The sequence below is a fragment of the Mycobacterium sp. IDR2000157661 genome, assembly GCF_022317005.1.
Taxonomy (GTDB): Bacteria; Actinomycetota; Actinomycetes; order Mycobacteriales; family Mycobacteriaceae; genus Mycobacterium.
Genome location: NZ_CP081006.1, coordinates 1,497,073 through 1,520,018 on the forward strand (window position 1 = coordinate 1,497,073; position 22,946 = coordinate 1,520,018).

Genomic DNA, 22,946 nt, shown 5'->3' on the forward strand with positions numbered 1-22,946 from the left:
GTGGTGCCTATATAACCTCTTTGGCGCCGATCAGAGCTCGGTTTCGGTGAACCTGGTTGAGGAACAGCCCGATTGCCGTCGCCATCGACCCCGTCCTCGCCCCGTCGACCATGTCGAACGCATGGCCGGCGCCGGGCAGTTCGATGTAGCTCACCGCCGAACGCGAGACGCCGCGCAGTCGCTCGACGAACGTGCGGGCCTGCGCGACCGGGATGACGCTGTCTCCCGTGCCGTGGATGACCAGGAACGGCGGGGCGTCGCGATGCACCCGGGCGATCGGCGAGGCCTTGCGGAACAACTCCGGGTGATCGGCGAGCTTGCGCTTGACCACCACCCGTTCGAGGAAGTCGACGAACCGCACCCGCTCGACGGTGGAGCGGTCCTCCCAGCAGTAGCGCCCGTAGATCGGCACCACCGCGTCCACGGACGTGTCCGAGCCCTCCGGCAGTTCGGCCTGCAACTCCGGGTCGTTCTGCGTGAGACCGGCCAGCGCCGAGAGGTGGCCGCCCGCCGACGTGCCGGCGATCGTGACGAAGTGACGGTCGCCACCGAACTTGTCCACGTTGGCCCGCGCCCAGGCGATCGCGGTCTTGACATCGGTGATGTGGGCCGGCCATCGGTGATGCGGGGCCACGCGGTAGTCGATGGACAGGCACACCCAGCCCTTCTGGGCCAGGTGCGACATCAGCGCGTAGCCCTGCAGGAGCCGGCTGCCGTGCACCCACGCTCCGCCGGGGACGAAGATCAGCACCGGCGCGGGCTCCGACGGCAACTCCTTGGGCCGCCACACGTCCAGCAGCTGGGAGGGCCGCGGGCCGTACTGCACCGACGTCCGGTACACGCTGCGCCGGTGCTCACGCATGTTCCACAACGGCGGCGCGGACTGCGGCGCCGGCCAGTCGATCGCGAGATCCTTGGCATTGACGACGCCGCGCAGTGCGGCCTCCGTGACGGCGTTGGTGCAGTTGCGCTCGGACCGCTTCAGCTCGGCGTTGTCGGGTCCGAACCAGGACTTCGCGGTGGCGCTGAAGAAGTCGGGCAGATGCCGGTAACCCCACACACTCATCGCCGTAGCGGCGCCAAGCGGCTCAAGGTGTTTGCCGATCAGCGGCAACTGCGCGGAGGCGATGCTCATCGCCAGCATGTAGTCCGACGGGCCGGCGTTCAGCAACCACCGCGCACGCGTCCAGAAGGTCGGCCCGGGGTACCGGGGTTCCGGTCGTTCCGCCATGGCGCGACTGTACCCCCGCCTCCAACGGTCAAACGACGACATTCGGCGAAGTGTCTACTCGTGACATTTTCGCACCGAGGATGTGATGCGCATCACCTATGCGTTGACCTGCAGTTTGGGGCTAGCGTGACGTCAAAGCCGTCGACTGTAAATGAGGACTGCCATCGTGAGTAAGTCAGCACTGGCCATCACCGAGGAGCACATCGACCTGGCCGAATCGGCATTCGGCCAGCTCAGCCGCGTCAACAGCCGCGCGGCCGCCCGCGGCGCCCTCGACGGAGGCTCGTCGCACCCGCGGGAGATCTGGTCGGCCGCGGCCGGGCTCGGCTGGACCGGCCTGGCCATCGCCGAGGAACACGGCGGATCGGGATTCGGGCTTGCGGAGTTGGCGGTGGTGCTGGAGGCCCAGGGCCACGAACTGTGCCCCGGCCCGTTCCTGCCCAGCGTCGCCGCAGCGGTGGTCATCGACAGGTGTGCCGACGATTCGGTTCGCGCACAACATCTTCCGGGTCTCGCGGACGGCAGCACCGTCGCCGCCCTGGCGCTGGCGGGCAGTGTGGTGCTCGGGTCGGACGGCACGCTGACCGGTGAGTGCCCCGCGGTGCTGGGCGCCCCTGACGCAGACCTGCTGGTGGTGGTCGTCGGGGACGACGTCGCGGTGGTCGACGTCAGCCAGAAGAACACTGACGACGGTGTCAGCGTCACGGCGTTGGAGTCGATGGACCCCACCCGCAGCATCGGATCGGTCGTGCTGCGCGGTGTCGCCGTCGCCGAGGAACACGTACTGCGCGGTGCTGCGCGCAAGGCGCACACGGTGTTTCGGATCCTGGCGTCGGCCGAGGCGGTGGGCGTCAGCTGGGCTGCGCTGCAGATGGCGGTGGACTACGCCAAGGTGCGCGAGCAGTTCGGCCGGACCATCGGCACCTTCCAGGCCGTCAAGCATCACGCGGCGAACATGCTGGTCAACGCCGAGGAAACCACGGCAGCGACGTGGGACGCTGCGCGCGCCGACGATCTGGACAGCGCGTGGTTCCCCGCGGCAGTCGCCGCCTCCCACGCGATCCGCACACAGATCTTCAACGCGGAGAACAACATTCAGCTACACGGCGGTATCGGCTTCACCTGGGAGCATGACGCCCACCTGTACCTGCGCCGCGCCCGCACGCTGGCGGCCCTGATGAGCGAGGGAGCCGACCCGCTGCTCGACGTCGTGGCGGCACAGCGCAGCGGTCAGGCACGCGGGGCGTCCTTCACCCTGCCGCCGGAGGCCGACCGGTTCCGCGCGCAGGCGCGCGAGGCGGTCGCCGAGTTGCGTGCGCTGCCCGCCGACCGGCAGCGTGACTTCCTCGTCGACTCCGGCTACCTCGTTCCGCATTGGCCCAAGCCGTGGGGCCGGGCCGCCGAGGTGCTCGAACAGCTGGTCATCGAGGAGGAATTCGGTTCGGCGGGCAGGAGCGAAGTGAGCGGGGAGTCAACCCCGGTGGAGCGCCCCGACATGGGGATCACCGGCTGGGTGACGTTGACGATCGCCCAGGCGGGCACCGACGACCAGCGGGAACGCTGGGTCGAACCGGTGCTGCGGGGCCAGGTGATGTGGTGCCAGCTGTTCTCCGAGCCCGGCGCGGGTTCCGACGCCGCCGCGGTGCGCACCTCGGCCAAGAAGGTCGACGGCGGCTGGCGGGTGACCGGTCAGAAGGTGTGGACCAGCCTGGCCCATCTGTGCCAGTGGGGGCTGGCCACGGTCCGCACGGATCCCGACGCGCCGAAGCACGCGGGGGTCACCATGATGGCGATCGACATGGCCGCCGAAGGCGTCACGGTCAATCCGCTGCGCGGCCTCACCGGGCACGCCCACTTCAACGAGGTCTTCTTCGACGATGTCTTCGTGCCCGACTCCGATGTGGTCGGGGATGTGAACAAGGGCTGGCTGGTGGCCCGCGCGACGCTCGGCAACGAGCGGATCTCGATCGGCGGCGGTTCGGGCGGCACCACCGGTTTCGGCGCTGACGACCTCATCAAGCTGCTCGACGGCGCGCCTGCGGAGACGCGCGCGAGCCACGTCCGGCGGGCCGGTGAGGTGATCGCGGAGACGCACACCCTGCGACTGCTGAACCTGCGGCGGGTGACGCGCGCGATCGCCGGTTCCGAGCCGGGACCCGAGGGCAACGTGACCAAGCTGCTGGTGGCCGAGAGCGGTCAGCGGATGACCGAACTGGCCATGGAGCTGGCGGGCTCGGCGGCGGTCGTCGGGCAGGCTCCGACCCTCACGCAGGCTTATCTCGGGAATCGGGCGATGACCATCGCCGGGGGGACATCCGAGATCACCCGCAACACGATCGCCGAACGGATCCTCGGGCTGCCCCGCGACCCGCTACTGAAGTAATACTTGTCCCATGCCGCCCAGCGACTTCCATCCTGACCTGCGCCGGATCGCGCGCTACATCCCCAGGCAGGTCGTCACGCCGGTGACGCTGCCCGTCATCCGGATGGTCACCCGACTGCAGGGTCGCCACACCCCCGACGACGTCGAGGCGCTCACCCTCGGTTCCGGCGTCGGCGTGCGGTTGTTTCGGCCTGCGGGCGTCACGCAGCCGGGTCCGGCGCTGCTGTGGATCCACGGTGGCGGCTACATCATCGGGACCGCCGCACAGGACGACGTGCTGTGCCGCCGGTTCGCCAGGGAACTGGGGGCGACCGTCGCCTCGGTCGACTACCGGCTCGCACCCGAGCATCCCTACCCCGCCCCGCTCGAGGACTGCTACTCGGCGTTGACGTGGCTGGCGGGCTTGCCGTCGGTGGATCCGGCGCGGGTCGCGATCGGCGGCGCGAGTGCGGGCGGTGGGCTGGCCGCGTCGCTGGCGCTGCACGCCCGCGACCGCGGCGAGGTGCCGCTGGCGGCTCAACTGCTGGTCTATCCGATGCTCGACGACCGCACCGTCGACCGTGCCGGCCTGGACAACCCCGGCCACCGACTGTGGAACCAGTCGAGCAACAAGTTCGGCTGGGCGGCCTACCTCGGCGACGCCGACCGCGACGTCGCGGTGCCTGCCCGTCGACAGGACCTCGGTGGCCTGCCGCCCGCATGGATGGGTGTCGGCACGCTGGACCTGTTCCACGACGAGGACCTCGCTTACGCCGAGCGCCTGCGGGCCGCGGGCGTGCCGTGCGAGGTCGAGGTGGTCGACGGCGCCTTCCATGGATTCGATGGGATCGTGCCGAAAGCCGAAGTTTCGCTGGCGTTCTTCAACAGCCAGTGCGCGATGCTGCGCCAGGCGCTGATCCCCGCGGCGGCCTGACACTGGGCTCTCAGGCCCGCTCGTACACCACCTCGCCGGCGATGATGGTGGCCGCCACCAGGGCCGAGTCCAGGACGTCGAGCACCTCGGCGGGCGCTGCCGACAGCACCACCAGGTCCCCGGGCTGATCGGGCGCGACGGCACGCGGACGGGTCGGCTCGTCCGCCGCACCGACGAACATGCCCAGCGCCTCATGTGGGGAGACGCATTCGTCGGGGCCGAGCACCGCCCCGCTCACAGTGGCGCGCTGCACGGCCGCGCGCATCGCCCGCCAGGGGTCGCCGTCCCCGAACGGCATGTCGGTGGACAGCGCGACCGGCACCCCGGCACGCAGAAGCGAAGCGACCCGCCACAATTCGTGCTGCTCGCCGACGGGCACGTCGTGCCGGTACTGCTCGCCCCGCTCGGCGACGAAGTTGGGCTGGGTGACCACCGTGACCCGGGCGCGGGCCAGGTCCGGCAGGCTGCCGTCGGGCACCACCGCGGCGTGCTCGATGCGATCCCGCGGATGCGTGCCTGCGGTCTGCAGCGCCGAGAGGGTGACGACGAGCTGCGCCGCGGTGACGCAGTGAACGGCCACCGGCACGGCGTCGGCATGCCGTCCGGCGATCCACGAGGCGAGTTCGTCGTGGTCGAGGTCGGCGTCGTGCAGGATGCGTTTTCCGGGCGCCAGGCAGTGGACGCGCTGTCGCAGTTCCCCGCGGCGATGGGCTTGCGCCAGCGCGGCGGTGTCGGCTCTGCCCAGGTCGGGCGTGGCGTCGGTGACGCCGGTGACGCCGTGCGCACTGAGCCGGTCGCTGAGCTGCCGCAGCCCGATCTCGTTGCGTGGCAAGGTGTCCGACCACGTGCGGTCGGCGCTGCGGAGTCGGCCGTCGGGATGGTCGGGAAGCCCGACGCGGGCCAGGCCGATGGAGTTCAGCGTCCACAGCACGCCGCTGCGGTGCTGCACCCGCACGGGGACGGCAGGCGACACCTCGTCCAGCACCGCGCGGTCCAGCGGTCCAGCGACGGTCTCGTGGTAGCCGACCGCACGGATCCATCCGTCGTGCCCGATGGGTGCGCAGGCCAGCGCGTGGCCCAGCTCGGCGCGGCTTGTCACCTCGGCGGGCCCGACTCGGGTCGAGGCCAGCGCGGCGGCGGCGGCACGCAGGTGCACGTGGTGGTCGTGGATGCCGGGGATCACGATGCCGCCTGCGGCGTCGAAGACCTGCTCACCGGGCAACGGGACCAGTCGGTGGTCCACCGCGACGATCCACGCGCCGACACGGACGTCGACCGCCGCGCCGTCGAGCAACGTGGCGCGCTGGATCAGCACGGCGCGAACCGACGCCCGCTGATCAGCTCGTCGACGGTCGCGTTGTCCGCACCGGGCTCGGGCGCGGATGCGGTGATCCTGGGTGTTGTGGCGCAGTCGGTGTCGCCGGTGTCGGGCTGCTCGGCGTAGGTCGCGGCGACGGCGGCCATCGACAGCTCGATCAACTCGCCTCCGCCGCTGCGCAGCGACTGCGCCACCGCCAGTGCGGCTTCCAGGCCCGTCAGCGGATCCGCGATGGCGTCGCCACAGAAGGTGGGGTTCTCGGGTGCTGAGCGGACAAGGCCGCCCGACACCGCCGCGTCGTCGCCGAAGGCGACCCAGTCGGCGCGCTCGCCGTCCGTGCCGTGCCCCGTGATCCGCAGCCACACCCGGCCGTCGCGCGGGGCGATGTGGGTGGGGCCCAGCAGACGCCGCGTCAACGCGGCGGGCCGCGACGACTCGATCACCACGTCGGCGGCCTCCAGCAGTGGGCGGACGCTGTCGGGGTCGTCGAAATCGACCGTGTAGGAGAGTTTTCCGGCGTTGAGCCAGTCGAAGAAGGCTCGCGGTCCGCGGCGGGCGCCGTCGGGCCGCGCGATGCTCTCCACCTTGACGACGGTCGCACCGGCGCGAGCCAGCAGGTGGCCGCACAGCGGTCCGGCCCACATGGCCGACAGGTCGGCCACCAGCAGGCCCGCCGGTGCGCGGGTGGTGGTGCCTGCGCCGAAGGGATAGACCCGCGGCGGTCCCGCAGGCGTCTCGGCGAGTGCGGCAACGGGCAGCCCGAGTAGTCGCGCGCGCTCGGTCACGTCGGCGACGTCGCACCCGGCGGCCCAGGTCTGCACCGCGCGCCACTCGTCGGCCACCCGCTGCGCCCCGAGCAGCGCCGGCACGGCATCGATGTCGTCGTCGCGCGAGAGTGTCAACGCGCACCACCCGTCGCGGCAGGGCATCAGCCGGGTCGCGCCGCCCGCCGAGATGCGGCCGCGGGGCGCGATGCCCAGCAGTCCGGCCCGCCCGCCGATCAGCTCACCGGCATCGACGTCGACGCCGGTGAAGATGGTGTACGCATCGGCGACCCGCTGTGCCCGGGAGAGCACGGCGCTCGGGACGGTCAGCGACGTCACGTCCTCCATTGTGCTCAGTCACCGCTCAGTAGTGCAGCGCGGCGTACCGCCAGTCCAGCACCTGCCGGTCCGGCTCGGTCCGGCTGGTCCCACCTTCTGAAACCGCGTACACCAGCGACCGCAGTCCGAGCACGCCGCCACCGCCGTCGGGAAGCGGTGTCGCGGTCTCGATCCGGAGCTCGCTGTAGAGGGTGTCGCCCTCGTGTACCGGGCCTGTGTGGTCGCACGACTGCCAGCCCAGCACGGTCACCAGGTCGGGCAGCAGGCGGCAGGTCTGGGCGAGCGCCAGCCCGATGGTGTGCCCGCCGTACACCAGCCGCCGCCCCCCGACACGCCAATCGTGGTGCGTGGCCGCGATGTTCAGCGTCAGGCGGGCCAGCTCCGGTGCGCTGGTGACCACGTCGGCGCTGCTGTGCAGCACCGCGCCGGCCAGCGCAGGGTCGAACCGGGCACCCTGGACGCGGGCGCGGTAGGCGTCGGCGTCCCATTGAAGGGTCGGCGCCGGGTCGGGTGGCAGGTGGGCGCCCACGGTCGACACGTCGTCGCGGTGGCCGGTTTCGGCGGCGCCGTCGCGCAGCGGCAGCACGGCGCACCGGTAGAAGTCGAGGACCAGCCGACCGGCGTCGTCGACGGTAATCATCCGCAGCGCCGCCAGGCCGGTCGCCGCGCGCCCCGGCCTGGTCGAGTTCTGTTTCAGCCCGACCACCTCGGTGCGGGTGAACAGGGTGTCGCCGATGACCGGGAACCGGTGGAAGGTCAATCCGCGGTAGAACAGGTTGGCCTTGACCCGCTGAGTCACCAGCGTGGTCTGGCCGATCGCCACGTCACAGACCAGCGCCGGATGGGCGAGCGGGCCCGCCGCGCCGGTGACGGCCGACGCGAGGTCGGCGTCCAGCGCGAGGCGCAGGCGGTCACCGACGATGGACTGATGCACGGCCGCCGCGCCGGCGGTCAACGTCATCGACGGGGCGGTGTCGAAGACCTGACCGACCGCCAGGTCGTCGAAGTAGGGGCCGCTCACGGCTGCACTCTGGCATTAGGCCGGACAAAGTGTCAATATGGCCGTACATATGGCATCCCTCACTGACGAAGAAACCATGCTGGTCGAGACCGTGCGCGCGTTCGTCGACCGTGACGTCAAGCCCCGCGTCCGCGACGTCGAGCACGCCAACGAATACCCCGAGGCGTGGATCGAGCAGATGAAGCAGATCGGTGTCTACGGCCTGGCGATCCCGGAGTCCTACGGCGGTTCACCGGTGTCGATGCCCTGCTACGTCGAAGTCGCCCAGGAACTCTCCCGCGGCTGGATGAGCCTGGCCGGGGCGATGGGCGGACACACCGTCGTCGCCAAGCTCCTGGCGCTGTTCGGCACCGAGGAACAGAAGCTCCGCTACCTGCCGCCCATGGCGACCGGCGAGGTGCGCGCGACGATGGCGCTGACCGAGCCGGGCGGCGGATCGGACCTGCAGAACATGACGACGACGGCCGCGTCCGACGGTGACTCGCTGGTCATCAACGGCGCCAAGACGTGGATCAGCAATGCGCGGCGCTCGGGGCTGATCGCGCTGTTGTGCAAGACCGATCCCGATGCCGTGCCGCGGCACCGCGGCATCTCGGTGGTGCTCGCCGAGCGCGGAGAGGCCGTCCCGGACCTCGACTTGCGGCCTAGCCCCGGCCTGACGGTGTCGCGGGATCTGCCGAAACTCGGCTACAAGGGCGTCGAGTCGTGTGAGCTGACGTTCGCCGACTACCGCGTGCCCGCGTCGGCCATCCTCGGCGGAGAGCCGGGCAGGGGCTTCGCGCAGATGATGAAGGGCCTGGAGACCGGCCGCATCCAGGTCGCGTCGCGCGCCCTGGGGGTGGCGACCGCCGCGCTGGAGGATGCACTGCGTTATGCGCAGGAGCGCGAGAGCTTCGGGCAGCCGATCTGGCGACACCAGTCGATCGGTAACTACCTGGCCGACATGGCCACCAAGCTGACCGCGGCACGCCAGCTGACCCGCTACGCCGCCGAACGCTACGACAGCGGGCAGCGCTGTGACCTGGAGGCCGGGATGGCGAAGCTGTTCGCCTCGGAGGTCGCGATGGAGATCGCACTGAACGCGATGCGCATCCACGGCGGTTACGGCTACTCAACCGAATTCGACGTCGAGCGCTACTTCCGTGACGCCCCGCTGATGATCGTCGGCGAAGGCACCAACGAGATCCAGCGCAACGTGATCGCCGCTCAACTGGTGGCCAGGGGCGGCATCTAGGTGCGCGCGCCGCCGGCGTATCAGGCCCTGCGCGACCAGCTTCGCGCCGCAATCGCTGCGGGCCGCTACCGCGACGGCGCCCGACTGCCCACCGAATCGGAACTCGTTGCCGCCCATGGATTGTCGCGCCAGACGGTACGGCGGGCGTTTCAGGACCTGGTGGCCGAGGGGGTGGTGTACCGGGTGCCCGGCCGCGGTACCTACGCCAGCGACCGTGCCGACGTTCAAGGCCGCCGCTACCTTCGCCGGCTGGGCTCGATCGAGGACCTGATGAGCCTGTCCGACGACACCTCGATGGAGGTGCTCACCGGCCTGCGCAGGCGCGTGGACCTCGACGCGGCCAGCAGGCTGCGCCTCGACGACGACATCGTCCACACCGTGGTGTTCCGGCGCCTGCATGAGAGCGTGCCCTTCGTCTCGACGACGGTGCACCTGACGCCGTCGGCTGCGGCCCTCGTGTCGGCCGAACTCGGTGACGGAGCGGTGGGCACCCATACCGTAATCGGTCTGCTCGAGCCGCTGCTCGCCGAGCCGATCGCCGAAGCGGCGCAGTCGATCACCGTCGCACCCGCCGACGGGGCGGTGGCCGCGGCCGTCGATTGCGCGCCCGGCCATCCGATGCTGCGGGTCGACCGGCTGTACTCCGATGCCTCGGGGCGGCCGGTCGAACTGTCGGTCAGCCACTTCCTGCCCGAGCAATACACCTACCGGGTCACGTTGCGCCGCTCGGGCTAGCCGCGATCTCGTCGATCAGTCCCCACCGCAACGCCGTCGGCGCGTCGAGGGTGCGCCCGGACAACACCAGATAGGCAGTGCGCCAGCGGCCGATGCGGCGGGTGACGCTGACGGTGCCACCCGCACCGGGGATCAGGCCGAGGCTCAGCTCCGGCAGGCCGAACAGCGCGTCGGCGGCCGAAGTGATGTGCCCGCAGAACGCGGCCATCTCCAGCCCGCTGCCCAGCACCCGACCGTGCACCTCGGCCCGGCATCGATCACCGAGGCGCTGCGCCAATTCGGCGAGCACCAGCGCCGGGCTGTGGCGCGTGCGGGCCAGATGAGCGGCCGCCGGGTCGGCGAACGAGCCGAACTCGGCGAGGTCACCGCCGCTGCAGAAGGACGGACCGGCGCCGGAGAGCACCACCTCGGTGACCGACGGGTCGAGTCGCGCCACCTCGAGCGCTTCGAGCAGTGCCGCCCGCGCGTCGGTGGAGAACGCGTTGTGTCGGCGTGGCCGGTTGAACCGCACGTGCACGGAGTCGTCGATGCGGTCGACCAGGACGGGTTCCACCGGCGCGGGCGCCTCGGCCGGACCGCGTTCGGCGAGCCAGCGGGCGAACTCCGGGCCGGACTGCAGAGTCGAATACGCCAGGGACTCGGTGACCACGCCGGCGAACGTCGGCGCGTCCGGGTCCACGGCGCGCAGCACGTCCCCACAGATCGCGGCGGCGTGCGGCCACCGCAGACACCGTGCCCGCAGGTCCTCGACGGCGTCGTCCACCGAGGGCACGGTGATCACCCGCCGGTCGGCGCTGTCCTGCTCGGACAGCGTGAAAGCAGCTTCGTCGCAGACGGATTCGACCGCAACGAAGACCCCGGAGGTGAGCTCGACGCGCGTCACGAGTACTTCTTGATCAGCTCCTGCTTGTACAGCTTGCCGGTGTCGGTGCGCGGCAACTGCGCCTCGAATGAGATCGAGCGCGGGCACTTGTAGTGCGCCAACCGGTCACGCAGCCACACCAGCAGTTCGTCGCCGAATTCGTCGGTGGCGTCGGCCGGGTCGACGGTCTGGACCACGCCCTTGACGCTCTGGCCCATCTCGTCGTCGGGAATGCCGAACACCGCGGCGTCCATCACGTTCGGGTGGGTGACCAGCATGTTCTCGGCCTCCTGGGGGTAGATGTTGACCCCGCCGGAGATGATCATGTGGTGGCGGCGGTCCGTCAGGTAGAGGTAGCCGTCCTCGTCGACGTAGCCGATGTCGCCGACGGTCATCCAGCCGTGGCGGTTGCGCGACTTCGCGGTCTTGTCGGGGTCGTTTAGGTACTCGAAGGTGTTGCCGCCCTCGAAGTAGATCTCGCCGGGCTCACCGGGTGGCAGTTCGTTGCCACTCTCATCGAGTATGTGGAGGGCCCCGACCATCGGCCTGCCCACCGAACCCGGATGCGCCAGCCACTCTTCCGCGCTGATCAGCGTGGAACCGTGCGCCTCGGAGGACGCGTAGTACTCGTCGACGATGGGGCCCCACCAGTCGATCATCTGCTTCTTGATTTCAACCGGGCACGGCGCCGCGGCGTGGATGACCCGCTTGAGGCTCGACATGTCGTACGAGTTCCTCACGGAATCCGGCAGTTTCAGCATCCGGGTGAACATCGCGGGGACGAACTGCCCGTGGGTGACGCCGTAGCGCTGGATCGCCTCGAGCGCGCCCTCGGGGTCGAACTTCTGGAGCACCACGGTGGTGTAGCCCGCGGCCTGCACCGTCATCGACCAGACCGACGGTGCGGTGTGGTAGAGCGGCGCCGGGCTCAGGTACACCGAGTCCGGTTGCATCCACACGTCGACGAGCATCGTCATCAGGCCGGGCGCTTCGGCGGGCGGCAGGTGCGGAAGTTCCCGCTTGATGCCCTTGGGCCTGCCGGTGGTGCCCGACGAGTACTGCAGCAGATCCCCCTCGATCTCGTCGTCGATCGGTGTTTCGGGGTGGCCGGCGACGCAGTCCGGGTAGCGCTGCCAGCCGTCGAGGTCGCCGGAGGCGATCAGCAGCACCTCTGGTAGTCCGCGGGGCAGTTCAGCGGCGAGTCCCTCGAGCGTCTTGCGCAGTGCGGCCGAGCCGATGATGCCCTTGGCGTTGCTGTTGTCGATGATGTACGCCGCTTCGGCGGCCGTCAGGTGCGTGTTGATCGGCACGTAGTAGAGCCCGCTTCGGCGGGCCGCCCACATCACGGCGTGGAAGTGCTCGTTGTTCTCCATCAGGATCGCGACCGTGTCGCCTTCGGCGAGGCCGGCCCGGCGGAAATGGTGGGCCAGCCGGTTGGCTCGGGCTTCCAGATCACCGAAGGTCACCACGATTCCCGCCGGATGCATGATGACGGCGGGCTTGTCGGGCGTGGCCTCGGCGTGTTCGCGGATCTGCATGGCCCGACTTTACGACGACCAGACTTGACGCATGTCAACTGCCCGGAGCGCGCGTTTGCCGGCAAACACCCGTGTCGGAACAGACGATTCTGGTGGTATGTATTTGTGAAGAAACGATACCTATTGAATGTTTCTGCGGGGCGTTATAGCTTTGCTCTCGAAGCAATCCGACCTGGTGGAGGCACGCTCTACCCATCGATATGCATCTAGGGGACACGTCACCGATGATGAAGTATGAACGCGGTGGATCAGTGGCTGAAGTCAGCCCGGGCAGGCTGGCAAATCTCGTCAGTATCGATGACGCCGCCGTCGCCGCCCACATCACCCGCTACGGATATGCACGCCTCGCCGGTGTGCTGTCAGCAGACTGGCTCGACGTCGCTCACGCCGCGGTGCGGCCCTACATGCCCGAGGACGAGGTCTACGAGCTATTCGTCGACCGTCTTGATTCATCGGTCAGATGGTGCGTCGATCGGGTAGTAGCCGAGTCGCAGTTCGGTGCGCTGCTGCGGGCGCTGGCCGCCCGCCAGCTTCCCGGCCTCGATTGCGATGGTGAAGCCGTCGAAGTCGTGTTGCGCGTGGTGACCGGGACTGGCGACGCAGATTCGGCGCCGGCGGACTTTCACTACGACAGCACAGTCGTCACCGCGATCGTGCCGATTGTCATTCCCGATGGTCAGCCGGGTCGCTCCGGGGAGTTGATCATCCGGCGCGACCTGCGGCCCTACCGTCGCACCGTCGTTGGCAATGCCGTCGACAAGGCTCGCGCCGCCCGCTGCCCGGATATGCGAGCGGTCGACGGGTCGTCGGCCACGGTGGTCGCGATGCAGCCCGGCGACATCTACCTGTTCTGGGGCTATCGGTCCTTTCACACATCGATGCCGATACCGGCCGGCAGCCGTCGCGTCACGCTGATACTGCACTTCGGCACGGTGCACCCCGGGGCGGGGATGCGGACCGCCAAGTGGCTGGCGCGCATGGTACGGAGCTGGTGCCGCCGAGCAACCGGTCGTCCGCGTTACCGACTGATCGACGGAAGCGAATGATTTACTCGGCTTCAGCCAAGCGGTGCTTCAGCGCGTCGAACTCGTCCTTGATGCCGGTCGGCAACTTCTCGCCGACGAACTCGAACCACTCCTCGATCTGCGGAAGTTCCTCGCGCCACTCGTCGACGTTGACCGCCAGCGCGGCGTCCACGTCGGCGGCATCAACGTCGAGGCCATCCAGATCCAGGTCCTCGGCGGTCGGCACGGTGCCGATCGGGGTGGTGCGGCCGCCGGCCCGGTGCTCGATGCGGTCGATGATCCACTTCATCACGCGGCTGTTCTCGCCGAAGCCCGGCCACAGGAATCGGCCGTCGTCACCGCGGCGGAACCAGTTGACGAAGAAGATCTTCGGCATCTTCGACTCGTCGTTCTCCTTGCCCAGCCTGATCCAGTGCGCGAAGTAGTCGCCGACGTTGTAGCCCAGGAACGGCAGCATCGCCATCGGGTCGCGCCGCACGGTGCCGACCTTGCCCTCGGCGGCGGCCGTCTGCTCACTGCCCATGGTCGCGCCGATGAACACACCGTGCTGCCAGTCGCGCGCCTCGGTCACCAGCGGCACCGTCGTCTTGCGCCGGGCGCCGAACAGGATCGCCGAGATCGGCACGCCCTGCGGGTCGTCCCACTCCGGAGCCAGCGTCGGGCACTGCGACATCGGGGTGCAGTACCGCGAATTCGGATGCGCGGCCTTCTCTTCCGAGTCGGGCGTCCAGTCGCGCTTCTTCCAGTCGATGAGGTGCTGCGGGTCGCCTTCGAGACCCTCCCACCACACGTCGTTGTCGTCGGTCAGCGCGACGTTGGTGAAGACGGTGTTGCCGGCCTCGATGGTCTTCATGGCGTTCGGGTTGGTGCCCCAATTGGTGCCGGGCGCGACGCCGAAGAAGCCGAACTCCGGGTTCACCGCGTAAAGGCGGCCGTCCTTGCCGAAGCGCATCCAGGCGATGTCGTCACCGACGGTCTCGGCGCGCCACCCCGGAATCGTGGGCTGCAGCATGGCGAGATTGGTCTTGCCGCACGCCGACGGGAACGCCGCGGCGACGTAGTACGCCTTGTCCTCCGGCGAGATCAGCTTGAGGATCAGCATGTGCTCGGCGAGCCAGCCCTCGTCGTGCGCCATCGCCGAGGCGATGCGCAGCGAGTAGCACTTCTTGCCGAGTAGCGCGTTACCGCCGTATCCGGAGCCGAAGCTCCAGATCTCCCGGGTCTCCGGGAAGTGGCTGATGTACTTGGTGTCATTGCAGGGCCACGGCACGTCATTTTTTCGCGAGCCGTCGGCCCCCTCAAGCGGCGCGCCGATCGAGTGCAGCGCCTTGACGAAGAAACCGTCGGTGCCCATCTTGTCCAGCGCGGCCCGGCCCATCCGGGTCATCGTGCGCATCGACACCACGACGTACTCCGAGTCGGTGATCTCGACACCGAGCTTGGGATCCTCGGCGCCCAGCGGGCCCATGCAGAACGGCACCACGTACATGGTGCGGCCACGCATACAGCCGCGGTACAGGTCGGTCATGGTCTGCCGCATCTCGGCCGGGTCCATCCAGTTGTTGGTGGGGCCGGCGTCGATTTCGTTCTCGGTGCAGATGAAGGTGCGCGACTCGACGCGAGCCACGTCGGAGGGGTCGGACAGCGCGAGGTAGGAGTTGGGTTTCTTCTCCTCATCGAGCTGGTGGAAGGTGCCGGCTTCGACCAGTTGCGCACACAGGCGCGCGTTCTCCTCGTCGGAGCCGTCGGCGAACACCACGCGATCGGGTTGCGTCAGCTCGGCGACCTCCCGGACCCAAGCGAGCAGACCTTCATGCTTCGTCGGTGCGGTGTCCAGACCTGGGATGGTCGCTGCGGTCATGAAAATCTCCTGTGTAAGTGTCTGCCAGGACCCAAGAATCCGTGTGCACCGGCCAGACAGGGTTCAGGCGGCGCCGCGGTCTCCCTGTACAGAGGTTAACGCGGGTGACATACCCGCGGTGAATCGGGAGTATGTCCGATCACTCACAGGAACGATTCAGAAAACCCCCGTTTTCGTCATGCCCAGGTGAAGGGCACCGACTAATGATGCGCTTTCGACGCAGCAACCTCGACTACCCGGGTCCGCTCGGCGCGCACGGCGTCGAGGGCGCGTTGCAGCAGCGGCAACCGCCGGTCCCGCCCGACGGCGGATCGGGCGCTCAGCGTGGCGTACTGGCGAAGTTCGGCGTCGATCTGGGCCATGCGGTCCTCCGCGGCGGCACTCTCACGCTGGCCGCGGTCCTCCGCCGTAGAGGTGAGCACGGTCTCCGCGGCCAGGATCCGGGTCGCAACGTGCTCTTCGGCTGCGTACCTCAGCGTGTTCGTCACATCGGTGACCCACCGGTCCAGCACGGCCCGGTCGTGCAGCAACCCGCGGATGCCGATCACCCACAAGGTGAGCACCAGCCCGACGAGGCCTCCGGCCACCAGCCCTCCGGCGGTCGGTCCGGCGGCCGGTCCCGCGAGTAGTCGCGTCACAACCAGCGCCACTCCCAGGCCGAATCCGGCGCCGAGAATCGCCGTCAGCTGCGTCTCCAGCCCGCGCGCCCCCGTCGGCGGCGGCCCGATCGCGGGCGGCGAGGGCGGCGAGGGCACCGGCACCGCGGGCAGCTCGAGCCGGCGCGCCACATCGGCCAGCTGCTCGGTGATGCCCCGGTCCAGCTCGTCGACCACTTCGGCGACGCGTTCGCGCACGTGCGCCTCGAATCCCCGCAGCCGTCGCCTGCTCCGTGCGGAGACGTCCCCGGTGAGCTCGGCCCGCACCGATGCGCAGCGGTTCCGCGCCATGTAGCCGAGCCGCACCCGAGCCTGCTGAAGTTGAGCGCGCAGCGTGACGATGCGCTTCGCCCGAGCCGACCGTTGATCGCGGGTGATCCGGTCGCGGGCCTGATGCAGCGCCGCCACCCGGACCCGCCCATCTGCGCCCGCAGCGTCCCCGCGGCAGTGGTCGATCAGCTCCTGCAGATGAGACTCCCACGCGCGCAACCGATTCCGCTGCGTCAGCGCGGGCTCGGCCATCCGTTGCCGCAGCAGGCCCACGAGCTCGTCGACGAGCGGCTCACCGAGGTCGGGCGCCGCGGCGGAACCGACCCACGACACGGGTGCATATCGCCGTGCCCGGGCGGCCAGTAGCGCACGGTTGCCCGCCAGCACCTCGCGCCAGTCGCGGTACGCGTCGATCTTCGACACCACGCCGATCACCAGGTCCGTGTTGACGGCGGCGGAGTCGAGCACACCGCAGTCCGATTCGGTCAACACCGCCGCGGCGGACACCACGAACACCACCGCGGCGGGGGCGTCGGCGCGCGGCAGTTCCTCGACGAAGACCTGCTCGGGTATGCGGTCGCGCAGAGCGCTGACCACGCTGGTGGTGCCCGCGAGCCGCGGACCGGCGACCAGCACGACGTCCACCGCGCGGACGGCGGGCGGGGTCATGCCCGGCTCGATCGCGGCGACGAGGGCGTCGGCCCGCTCCTCGCTCACCGTGACCGCCCGAGCAGCCGCAACGAGCCTCGGGTGATGTCGGCAGCGCATGCGCGGTGCAGCGAATCGACCGGCCCCCGCGCGTAGCGCCGCCAGTGCACCGCCCGCCGCAGATGAGCGGGCGCGTCGTCACCCCTGTCGACTCGTGTTCCTGCGGCTTCGACGACCCGCACCGCGGCGGTCATGACCGCCAGCACGGTGTCGTCGGTGCGTAGCAGATCGGCCAACCGGTCGTCGTCGGATTGCGCTGCCAGCGCGCACAATTCGGTGATGGTCCGCCGCAGTCGGCGGTACCGCAGCGGCGCGGCCGCGGCGTCGAGTTGCTCGAGCACCCCGTCGATTCCGCTGAGCCGGCGAAGTTGTGCCGCCAGCGACCCGGCATCGCCGCCGTCGGCCAGGGCCACCACGGCATGCACGACACCCAACCGGTCCAGGGTCGTGATCAGGCGACGGCGCACCGGTTCGCTCACCAAATGCAGTCCCGAGGTGAACGCGTCGGCCGAGGACAGGTCGGCCGGCGCATGGACCAGGGCCCGGAGCGCGCCGATGAGCTCGTCATCGAGGGTGACGTCGGCCAGCAGTGCGCTCATCGCGACGACCGGCGCTCCGGCCCGCGCACGGTATTCGGCGGCGCGCCGCCGGGCCAGCGCCATCGGCCCGCCCGAGCCGAACCCACACGCGTCGGCCTTGTTCAGCACGACGACGCCAGGGCGCCCGAGCGCGTCGAGCAGCGCGCGGTCCTCGGGTTTGAGCACCTCGGCGATCACCACCACGCCGACGTCGGCGAGTTCCGGGTCCGGCGTCACCGACACGCCCGCGCCGGCCAGGGCGGCGGCCACCGTGGAGGTGCCGACCCCGTGGCGACCCTGCACCGCGACGCGCACCGGCGCCCTGAGGCGCGCAGCAAGGTGCGCCAGCCGGGTGTCCCGGCCGTCGTCGGCGAACTGCCTGAGCGTGTCCGCGAAGTCCACGATGCCGATCGTGGCAGGTGGGGCCGCGCGGCACGAGGCCCTCACCGCGCGCCTGGGGACAGCTCGGGGCACTGGCCGTCGAAGGCAACTGTTGGGTATCAATCTGAGACACGATGCGGGTACTCGTGTGTCGATGAGCCACCATGGACGGATGCATTTGCCCGGGCCCGACGTCGCGGACGTCTCGGCACCGCAGCTCGATGTCGCCGGCGGCCCGGCTCAGGGGCCCGATGTCGCCGGCGGCCCGGCTCAGGGGCCCGATGTCGCGCAGCACCCGCACCGGTTGCCGCGGGTCACCAGCTTCCGCACCCGACGCAGCGCTCTGTCGGCCGCTCAACAGGCGACATGGGACCGCCGGTGGCCGGAGATCGGCATGCACGCCCGCGACGCCGACGGTCCCGCTCCGCGGCTGGACACCGCTGCGTGGTTCGGCCGCTCGGCGCCGGTGGTGCTGGAGATCGGCTGCGGCACCGGCACCTCGACGCTGGCCATGGCCACGACCGAACCGCATATCGACGTGGTGGCCGTCGAGGTGTACCGCCGCGGGCTGGCCCAGCTGTTGTCGGGTATCGACCGCAACGGGATCACCAACATCCGGCTGGTCCGCGGCGACGGCGTCGACGTCCTCGAGCACATGTTCGGACCGGAATCGCTGACCGGCGTGCGGGTGTTCTTCCCCGACCCCTGGCCGAAGGCCCGCCACCACAAAAGACGGCTGCTGCAGCCGGCCACAGTCGCGTTGATCGCCGACAGACTGCGGCCCGGCGGGATCCTGCACGCCGCGACCGATCACGCCGGATACGCAGAACACATCGGCGAGGTCGGTGATGCCGAACAGCGGCTCCGCCGCATCGCCGCTACCGACGACCTGCCCATCTCCGTCGAGCGGCCCGTCACCAAGTACGAGAACAAGGCGCAGGACGCGGGCAGCGCCGTCGCCGAACTGCTCTGGGAGAAAAGGTGAGCGTCGCCGACGACATAGACGGAATCGAGGACGTCAAGGACGTTGCGCACGTCGGCGAGTTGACGCCACCCCAGCCGCAATCGGTCGAGACGACGGCGCGCGTACTGCTGGTCTGGGACGCGCCGAACCTCGACATGGGTCTCGGCTCGCTGTTGGGCGGCAGGCCCACCGCGGCACACCGGCCGCGGTTCGACGCGCTGGGCCGCTGGCTGTTGTCGCGCACCGCGGAGCTGTCCGCCCAGATCGGGGCCGCGGCCCGGCCTGTCTCACTGGAACCGGAGGCGACCGTCTTCACGAACATCGCCCCCGGCAGCGCCGACGTCGTCCGGCCATGGGTGGAGGCGTTGCGCAACGTGGGCTTCGCGGTTTTCGCCAAGCCGAAGATCGACGAGGACAGCGACGTGGACAGCGACATGCTGGATCACATCGCCCTGCGGCGCCGCGAGGGGCTGGCCGGCGTGCTGGTGGCATCGGCCGACGGTCAGGCGTTCAAACAGCCACTGGAGGAAATCGCCCGCGACGGCATCCCGGTCCAGGTGCTCGGATTTCGCGAACATGCCAGCTGGGCGCTAGCGTCGGATACCTTGGAGTTCGTCGACCTAGAGGACATTCCTGGTGTTTTCCGGGAACCGCTACCGCGGATCGGACTCGATTCGCTGCCCGAGCAAGGGGCATGGCTGCAGCCATTCCGGCCGCTGTCCTCGCTACTGACCTCGCGTGTCAACAACTGAAATGCGCGAAAGTCGCCTAGAGATCTTGTGAATTAAGGAGCTTGAGTGTTCGCCTGGTGGGGTCGAACGGTGTACCGGTTCCGATACGCGGTTATCGGAATCATGGTCGCACTGTGCCTTGGTGGCGGCGTGTACGGGATCAGCCTCGGAGATCACGTCACCCAGAGCGGCTTCTACGACGAGGGCAGCCAGTCGGTGGCGGCCTCGATCGCTGCCGACGAAGCCTACGGACGAGACCGGACGAGTCACGTCGTCGCGATCCTGACACCGCCCGACGGCAAGAAGGTCGACGACCCGGAGTGGATGCGTGAGACCACCAGCGAACTCGACAAGCTGGTGGCCGACAATCCCGACCAGGTCGAAGCGTGGGTCGGGTGGCTGAAGGCGCCCACCACCACGCTCGCGACGGTTCAGGAGATGAAGACCCAGGATCTGTCGAAGACGTTCGTGTCCATCCCGCTCAAGGGCGACGACGACGACACGATCCTGAAGAACTATCAGGCCGTCGAGGACGAGCTGCAGCAGATCAACGACGGAAACATCCAGCTCGCCGGCCTCAACCCCCTGGCCAGCGAGCTCACCGGCACCATCGGCGAGGATCAGCGGCGCGCCGAGGTGGCTGCCATCCCGCTGGTGTGCGTCGTGTTGTTCTTCGTGTTCGGCGGCGTGATCGCAGCGGCCCTGCCAGGCATCATCGGCGGCCTGACCATCGCGGGCGCGCTGGGCATCATGCGCCTGTTCGCCGAGTTCATGCCGGTGCACTTCTTCGCCCAACCCGTGGTCACGCTGATGGGCCTCGGTATCGCGGTCGACTACGGCCTGTTCATGGTGAGCCGCTTCCGCGAAGAGCTGGCCGAGGGCTACGACACCGAGGCCGCGGTTCGCCGTGCCGTGATGACGTCGGGCCGCACCATCATGTTCTCCGCGGTCATCCTGGTCGCTTCGTCGGTGCCGCTGCTGCTGTTCCCGCAGGGCTTCCTGAAGTCCATCACGTACGCGATCATCGCGTCGGTGATGCTGGCCGCGATCCTGTCGGTCACCCTGCTACCCGCGGCGCTGGGCATTCTCGGACCACGGGTGGATGCGCTCGGCGTGCGGTGGCTGCTGAAGTTCGCCCAGCCGGATTCGACCACGCCCGTTGCAGGCAACCCGAACACCAACACGTTGGCGCTGGCCTCGATCCCCGCCGGGCTGTTACTCCCGCCCGTCGGCATCGCGCTGGGCCACATCGCGCGCAAGCGCATCAAGGAGACCGGTGAGCAGGGCGCCCAGTACGCCCTCATCGGTCTGACCCTCGGCTACCTCACCCTGCTGGGCGGGCTCGCGTACGGCATCGTCGCGATGAGGGACGCCGACGTCATCGGCACGGCCCTGTACTGGGTGCTGCTCGGCATCGTGATCTTCGTCGCCGTCGTCGTGGCCGGGGTGGCGCTCGCGCGTTACGTGCCGTTGGCGCGGACCCCGATCGTGTGGTGGCTGAACTGGCTCGCGGAGAAGACGCAGAAGACCAAGACGCGCGCCGAGGTCGAGAAGGGCTTCTGGGGCAAGCTGGTCAACCGCGTCATGAAGCGCCCGATCGCGTTCGCGGCGCCGATCGTCGTCGTGATGATCCTGATGATCATTCCGCTGGGCTCGCTCTCGCTCGGCGGCATCAGCGAGAAGTACCTGCCACCCGACAACCCGGTGCGATCGGCGCAGGAGGACTTCGACAGGACCTTCCCCGGCTTCCGCACCGAGCCGCTGACGATGGTCATCCAGAACACCGACGGAGAGCCGGTGACCGACCAGCAGGTCGCGGAGATCCGCAACAAGGCGCTCACCATCCCCGGCTTCATCGAGCCCGACGGCGACCCGTCGAAGATGTGGCAACCGCGCGGCGGGGAATCGAGCGACCCATCGGTGCGCGTCATCCAGAACGGCTTAATCGACCGCAACGACGCCTCGAAGAAGATCGACGAACTGCGGTCCATCACCCCACCGCGCGGTCTCACGATCTCCGTCGGTGGCACCCCCGCTCTCGAGCAGGATTCGATCCACAGCCTGTTCGACAAGCTGCCCTTGATGGTGACCATCCTGATCGTCACCACCACGATCCTGATGTTCCTCGCGTTCGGCTCGGTGGTGCTGCCGATCAAGGCCGCGGTGATGAGCGCGTTGACGCTGGGGTCGACGATGGGCGTGCTGACGTGGATGTTCGTCGAGGGGCACGGCGCCGGGCTGATGAACTACACCCCGCAGCCGTTGATGGCGCCGATGATCGGCCTGATCATCGCGGTGATCTGGGGTTTGTCGACCGACTACGAGGTGTTCCTGGTCTCACGCATGGTGGAGGCGCGCGAACGCGGAATGTCCACCGCCGAGGCCATCCGTATCGGCACCGCGACGACAGGCCGGTTGATCACCGGCGCGGCCCTTGTCCTCGCGGTCGTCGCGGGCGCGTTCGTGTTCTCCGACCTGGTGATGATGAAGTACCTGGCGTTCGGTCTGCTGATCGCGCTGCTGCTGGACGCGACGATCGTCCGGATGTTCCTCGTGCCCGCGATCATGAAGCTGCTCGGCGACGACTGCTGGTGGGCGCCGCGCTGGATGAAGCGGATCCAGGAGCGGCTGGGACTCGGTGAGACCGAACTGCCCGACGAGCGCAGGCGGCCCGCGGTGCGCGACACCGTGGAGGACGAACGGGCGCTGGTCGGCGCGGGCGCACCGGTGCCGCCCCGGCCGCGACCCCCGCACGATCCGACACATCCCGCCGTCGAGGGGTCGTCTCGCCCCGGCGCGACGAGCGTGGCCGGCCCGCCGCGCGCAAACGACCCGTCCGACGCGGGCACCACACGCCTGCCGAGCGCCGCGAAGCCGCCCAACGCACCGTCCGACGAGCCGCAGACCACGCGCCTGTCGATCGCCAAGAACGCGGTGCGCAACGCGGTCACCAACGCCGCGGCCGCCACCCGCGACGCCGCCCGGCCGCCCGTACCGAAGGCCCGGCCGCGTGAGGAACGGGAGATCGAGTCGTGGCTGGGCGAACTTCGCGGCACCGGAGCGCCAACGCCGCCGCCCGCGCCACCCGCCCCTCCCGCGCCGCCGAAGCGGCCGTCGGCCGAGTCGACCAGGGCGATGCCCGAGCAACGGCCGTCACGTCCGGAGCCGGGCGATGAGCCGACCACCGCGATCCCGACGCCCGCACAGCGCGGCACCCCTCCGGAAGGCGGGGCAGATGCCGACGCGACGACGGCCATCCCGACGCAGCGTAAAGACGACGCCGACGCGGCGACCGAGAAGCTGAACACCCGTGAGGACGAGGAGCGCAAGCGCCGCGGCGGCGGGGTCAGCGCGCAGGACCTGCTGCGCCGCGAAGGCCGGATCTAGGTTCGCCGCCGGGACCGCTGACCCCAATACCGGCGGCCTCCCGATCG

At 69.5% G+C, this 22,946-nt stretch carries 17 protein-coding genes; 8 read left to right on the forward strand and 9 right to left on the reverse strand.

The window, feature by feature from the left end; translation table 11 throughout:
• Positions 1 to 7: 7 nt before the first annotated feature.
• The gene (locus K3G64_RS08215) at positions 8 to 1,231 is read right to left on the reverse strand and encodes an alpha/beta hydrolase (protein ID WP_238890301.1); all 1,224 of its coding nucleotides are present in this window, start codon (positions 1,229 to 1,231) and stop codon (positions 8 to 10) included.
• A 166-nt stretch (positions 1,232 to 1,397) separates the two neighbouring features.
• On the opposite strand from K3G64_RS08215, the gene K3G64_RS08220 reads away from it, so the two are divergent.
• Together K3G64_RS08220 and K3G64_RS08225 are read left to right on the forward strand one after the other, a co-directional pair.
• Complete coding sequence (locus tag K3G64_RS08220; RefSeq protein WP_238890302.1) at positions 1,398 to 3,614, forward strand: acyl-CoA dehydrogenase; 2,217 nt, start codon at positions 1,398 to 1,400, stop codon at positions 3,612 to 3,614.
• Between the two features lie 10 nt (positions 3,615 to 3,624).
• On the forward strand, positions 3,625 to 4,527 hold the full coding sequence (locus K3G64_RS08225; protein WP_238890303.1) for an alpha/beta hydrolase: 903 nt from the start codon (positions 3,625 to 3,627) through the stop codon (positions 4,525 to 4,527).
• A gap of 10 nt (positions 4,528 to 4,537) precedes the next feature.
• On the opposite strand, the gene K3G64_RS08230 is transcribed toward K3G64_RS08225, so the two are convergent.
• From K3G64_RS08230 to K3G64_RS08240, 3 genes are read right to left on the reverse strand one after another with little or no spacing between them, the layout of a single operon-like run.
• Positions 4,538 to 5,842: an amidohydrolase family protein gene (locus K3G64_RS08230; protein ID WP_238890305.1), complete on the reverse strand. Its 1,305-nt coding sequence runs from the start codon at positions 5,840 to 5,842 to the stop codon at positions 4,538 to 4,540.
• A complete protein-coding gene (locus K3G64_RS08235) occupies positions 5,836 to 6,948 on the reverse strand; it encodes a CoA transferase (protein WP_238890307.1) in 1,113 nt (370 codons plus the stop codon). The genes K3G64_RS08230 and K3G64_RS08235 overlap by 7 nt, the downstream gene beginning before the upstream one ends.
• 25 nt (positions 6,949 to 6,973) lie before the next feature.
• The gene (locus K3G64_RS08240; RefSeq protein WP_238890309.1) at positions 6,974 to 7,969 is read right to left on the reverse strand and encodes a MaoC family dehydratase; all 996 of its coding nucleotides are present in this window, start codon (positions 7,967 to 7,969) and stop codon (positions 6,974 to 6,976) included.
• 49 nt (positions 7,970 to 8,018) lie between these two features.
• Here K3G64_RS08240 and K3G64_RS08245 point away from each other — a divergent pair, with 49 nt between their 5' ends.
• Positions 8,019 to 9,203 carry an acyl-CoA dehydrogenase family protein gene (locus K3G64_RS08245; RefSeq protein WP_238890310.1) on the forward strand — a complete coding sequence of 395 codons (1,185 nt, stop codon included), beginning with the start codon at positions 8,019 to 8,021 and terminating at the stop codon, positions 9,201 to 9,203.
• Positions 9,204 to 9,938: a GntR family transcriptional regulator gene (locus tag K3G64_RS08250; protein WP_238890312.1), complete on the forward strand. Its 735-nt coding sequence runs from the start codon at positions 9,204 to 9,206 to the stop codon at positions 9,936 to 9,938.
• On the opposite strand, the gene K3G64_RS08255 is transcribed toward K3G64_RS08250, so the two are convergent.
• Positions 9,916 to 10,821 carry an enoyl-CoA hydratase/isomerase family protein gene (locus K3G64_RS08255; protein ID WP_238890315.1) on the reverse strand — a complete coding sequence of 302 codons (906 nt, stop codon included), beginning with the start codon at positions 10,819 to 10,821 and terminating at the stop codon, positions 9,916 to 9,918. The genes K3G64_RS08250 and K3G64_RS08255 overlap by 23 nt on opposite strands.
• On the reverse strand, positions 10,818 to 12,338 hold the full coding sequence (gene fadD4 / locus K3G64_RS08260) for a fatty-acid--CoA ligase FadD4 (protein WP_238890318.1): 1,521 nt from the start codon (positions 12,336 to 12,338) through the stop codon (positions 10,818 to 10,820). The genes K3G64_RS08255 and fadD4 overlap by 4 nt, the downstream gene beginning before the upstream one ends.
• A gap of 251 nt (positions 12,339 to 12,589) precedes the next feature.
• On the opposite strand from fadD4, the gene K3G64_RS08265 reads away from it, so the two are divergent.
• The gene (locus K3G64_RS08265) at positions 12,590 to 13,384 is read left to right on the forward strand and encodes a hypothetical protein (RefSeq protein ID WP_238890321.1); all 795 of its coding nucleotides are present in this window, start codon (positions 12,590 to 12,592) and stop codon (positions 13,382 to 13,384) included.
• Position 13,385: 1 nt separating this feature from the next.
• Here K3G64_RS08265 and K3G64_RS08270 read toward each other — a convergent pair whose 3' ends face one another.
• The 3 genes from K3G64_RS08270 to K3G64_RS08280 form a co-directional block, all read right to left on the reverse strand.
• Positions 13,386 to 15,224, reverse strand: coding sequence for a phosphoenolpyruvate carboxykinase (GTP) (locus tag K3G64_RS08270; RefSeq protein ID WP_238890323.1), 1,839 nt, complete (start codon positions 15,222 to 15,224; stop codon positions 13,386 to 13,388).
• Positions 15,225 to 15,424: 200 nt separating this feature from the next.
• On the reverse strand, positions 15,425 to 16,867 hold the full coding sequence (locus tag K3G64_RS08275; protein ID WP_238890326.1) for a hypothetical protein: 1,443 nt from the start codon (positions 16,865 to 16,867) through the stop codon (positions 15,425 to 15,427).
• Entirely contained in the window at positions 16,864 to 17,838 is a 975-nt protein-coding gene (locus K3G64_RS08280) for a hypothetical protein (protein ID WP_238890329.1), read from the reverse strand. Before K3G64_RS08280 ends, K3G64_RS08275 begins: the two co-directional genes overlap by 4 nt.
• Before the next feature lie 133 nt (positions 17,839 to 17,971).
• Between K3G64_RS08280 and trmB the strand changes: the two genes are divergently transcribed.
• From trmB to K3G64_RS08295, 3 genes are read left to right on the forward strand one after another with little or no spacing between them, the layout of a single operon-like run.
• Positions 17,972 to 18,802, forward strand: a complete 831-nt coding sequence (gene trmB / locus K3G64_RS08285) for a tRNA (guanosine(46)-N7)-methyltransferase TrmB (protein WP_238890332.1) — start codon at positions 17,972 to 17,974, stop codon at positions 18,800 to 18,802.
• A gap of 59 nt (positions 18,803 to 18,861) precedes the next feature.
• Entirely contained in the window at positions 18,862 to 19,533 is a 672-nt protein-coding gene (locus K3G64_RS08290) for an NYN domain-containing protein (protein ID WP_238950514.1), read from the forward strand.
• A 45-nt stretch (positions 19,534 to 19,578) separates the two neighbouring features.
• On the forward strand, positions 19,579 to 22,899 hold the full coding sequence (locus K3G64_RS08295) for an efflux RND transporter permease subunit (protein ID WP_238890335.1): 3,321 nt from the start codon (positions 19,579 to 19,581) through the stop codon (positions 22,897 to 22,899).
• Positions 22,900 to 22,946: the final 47 nt, after the last annotated feature.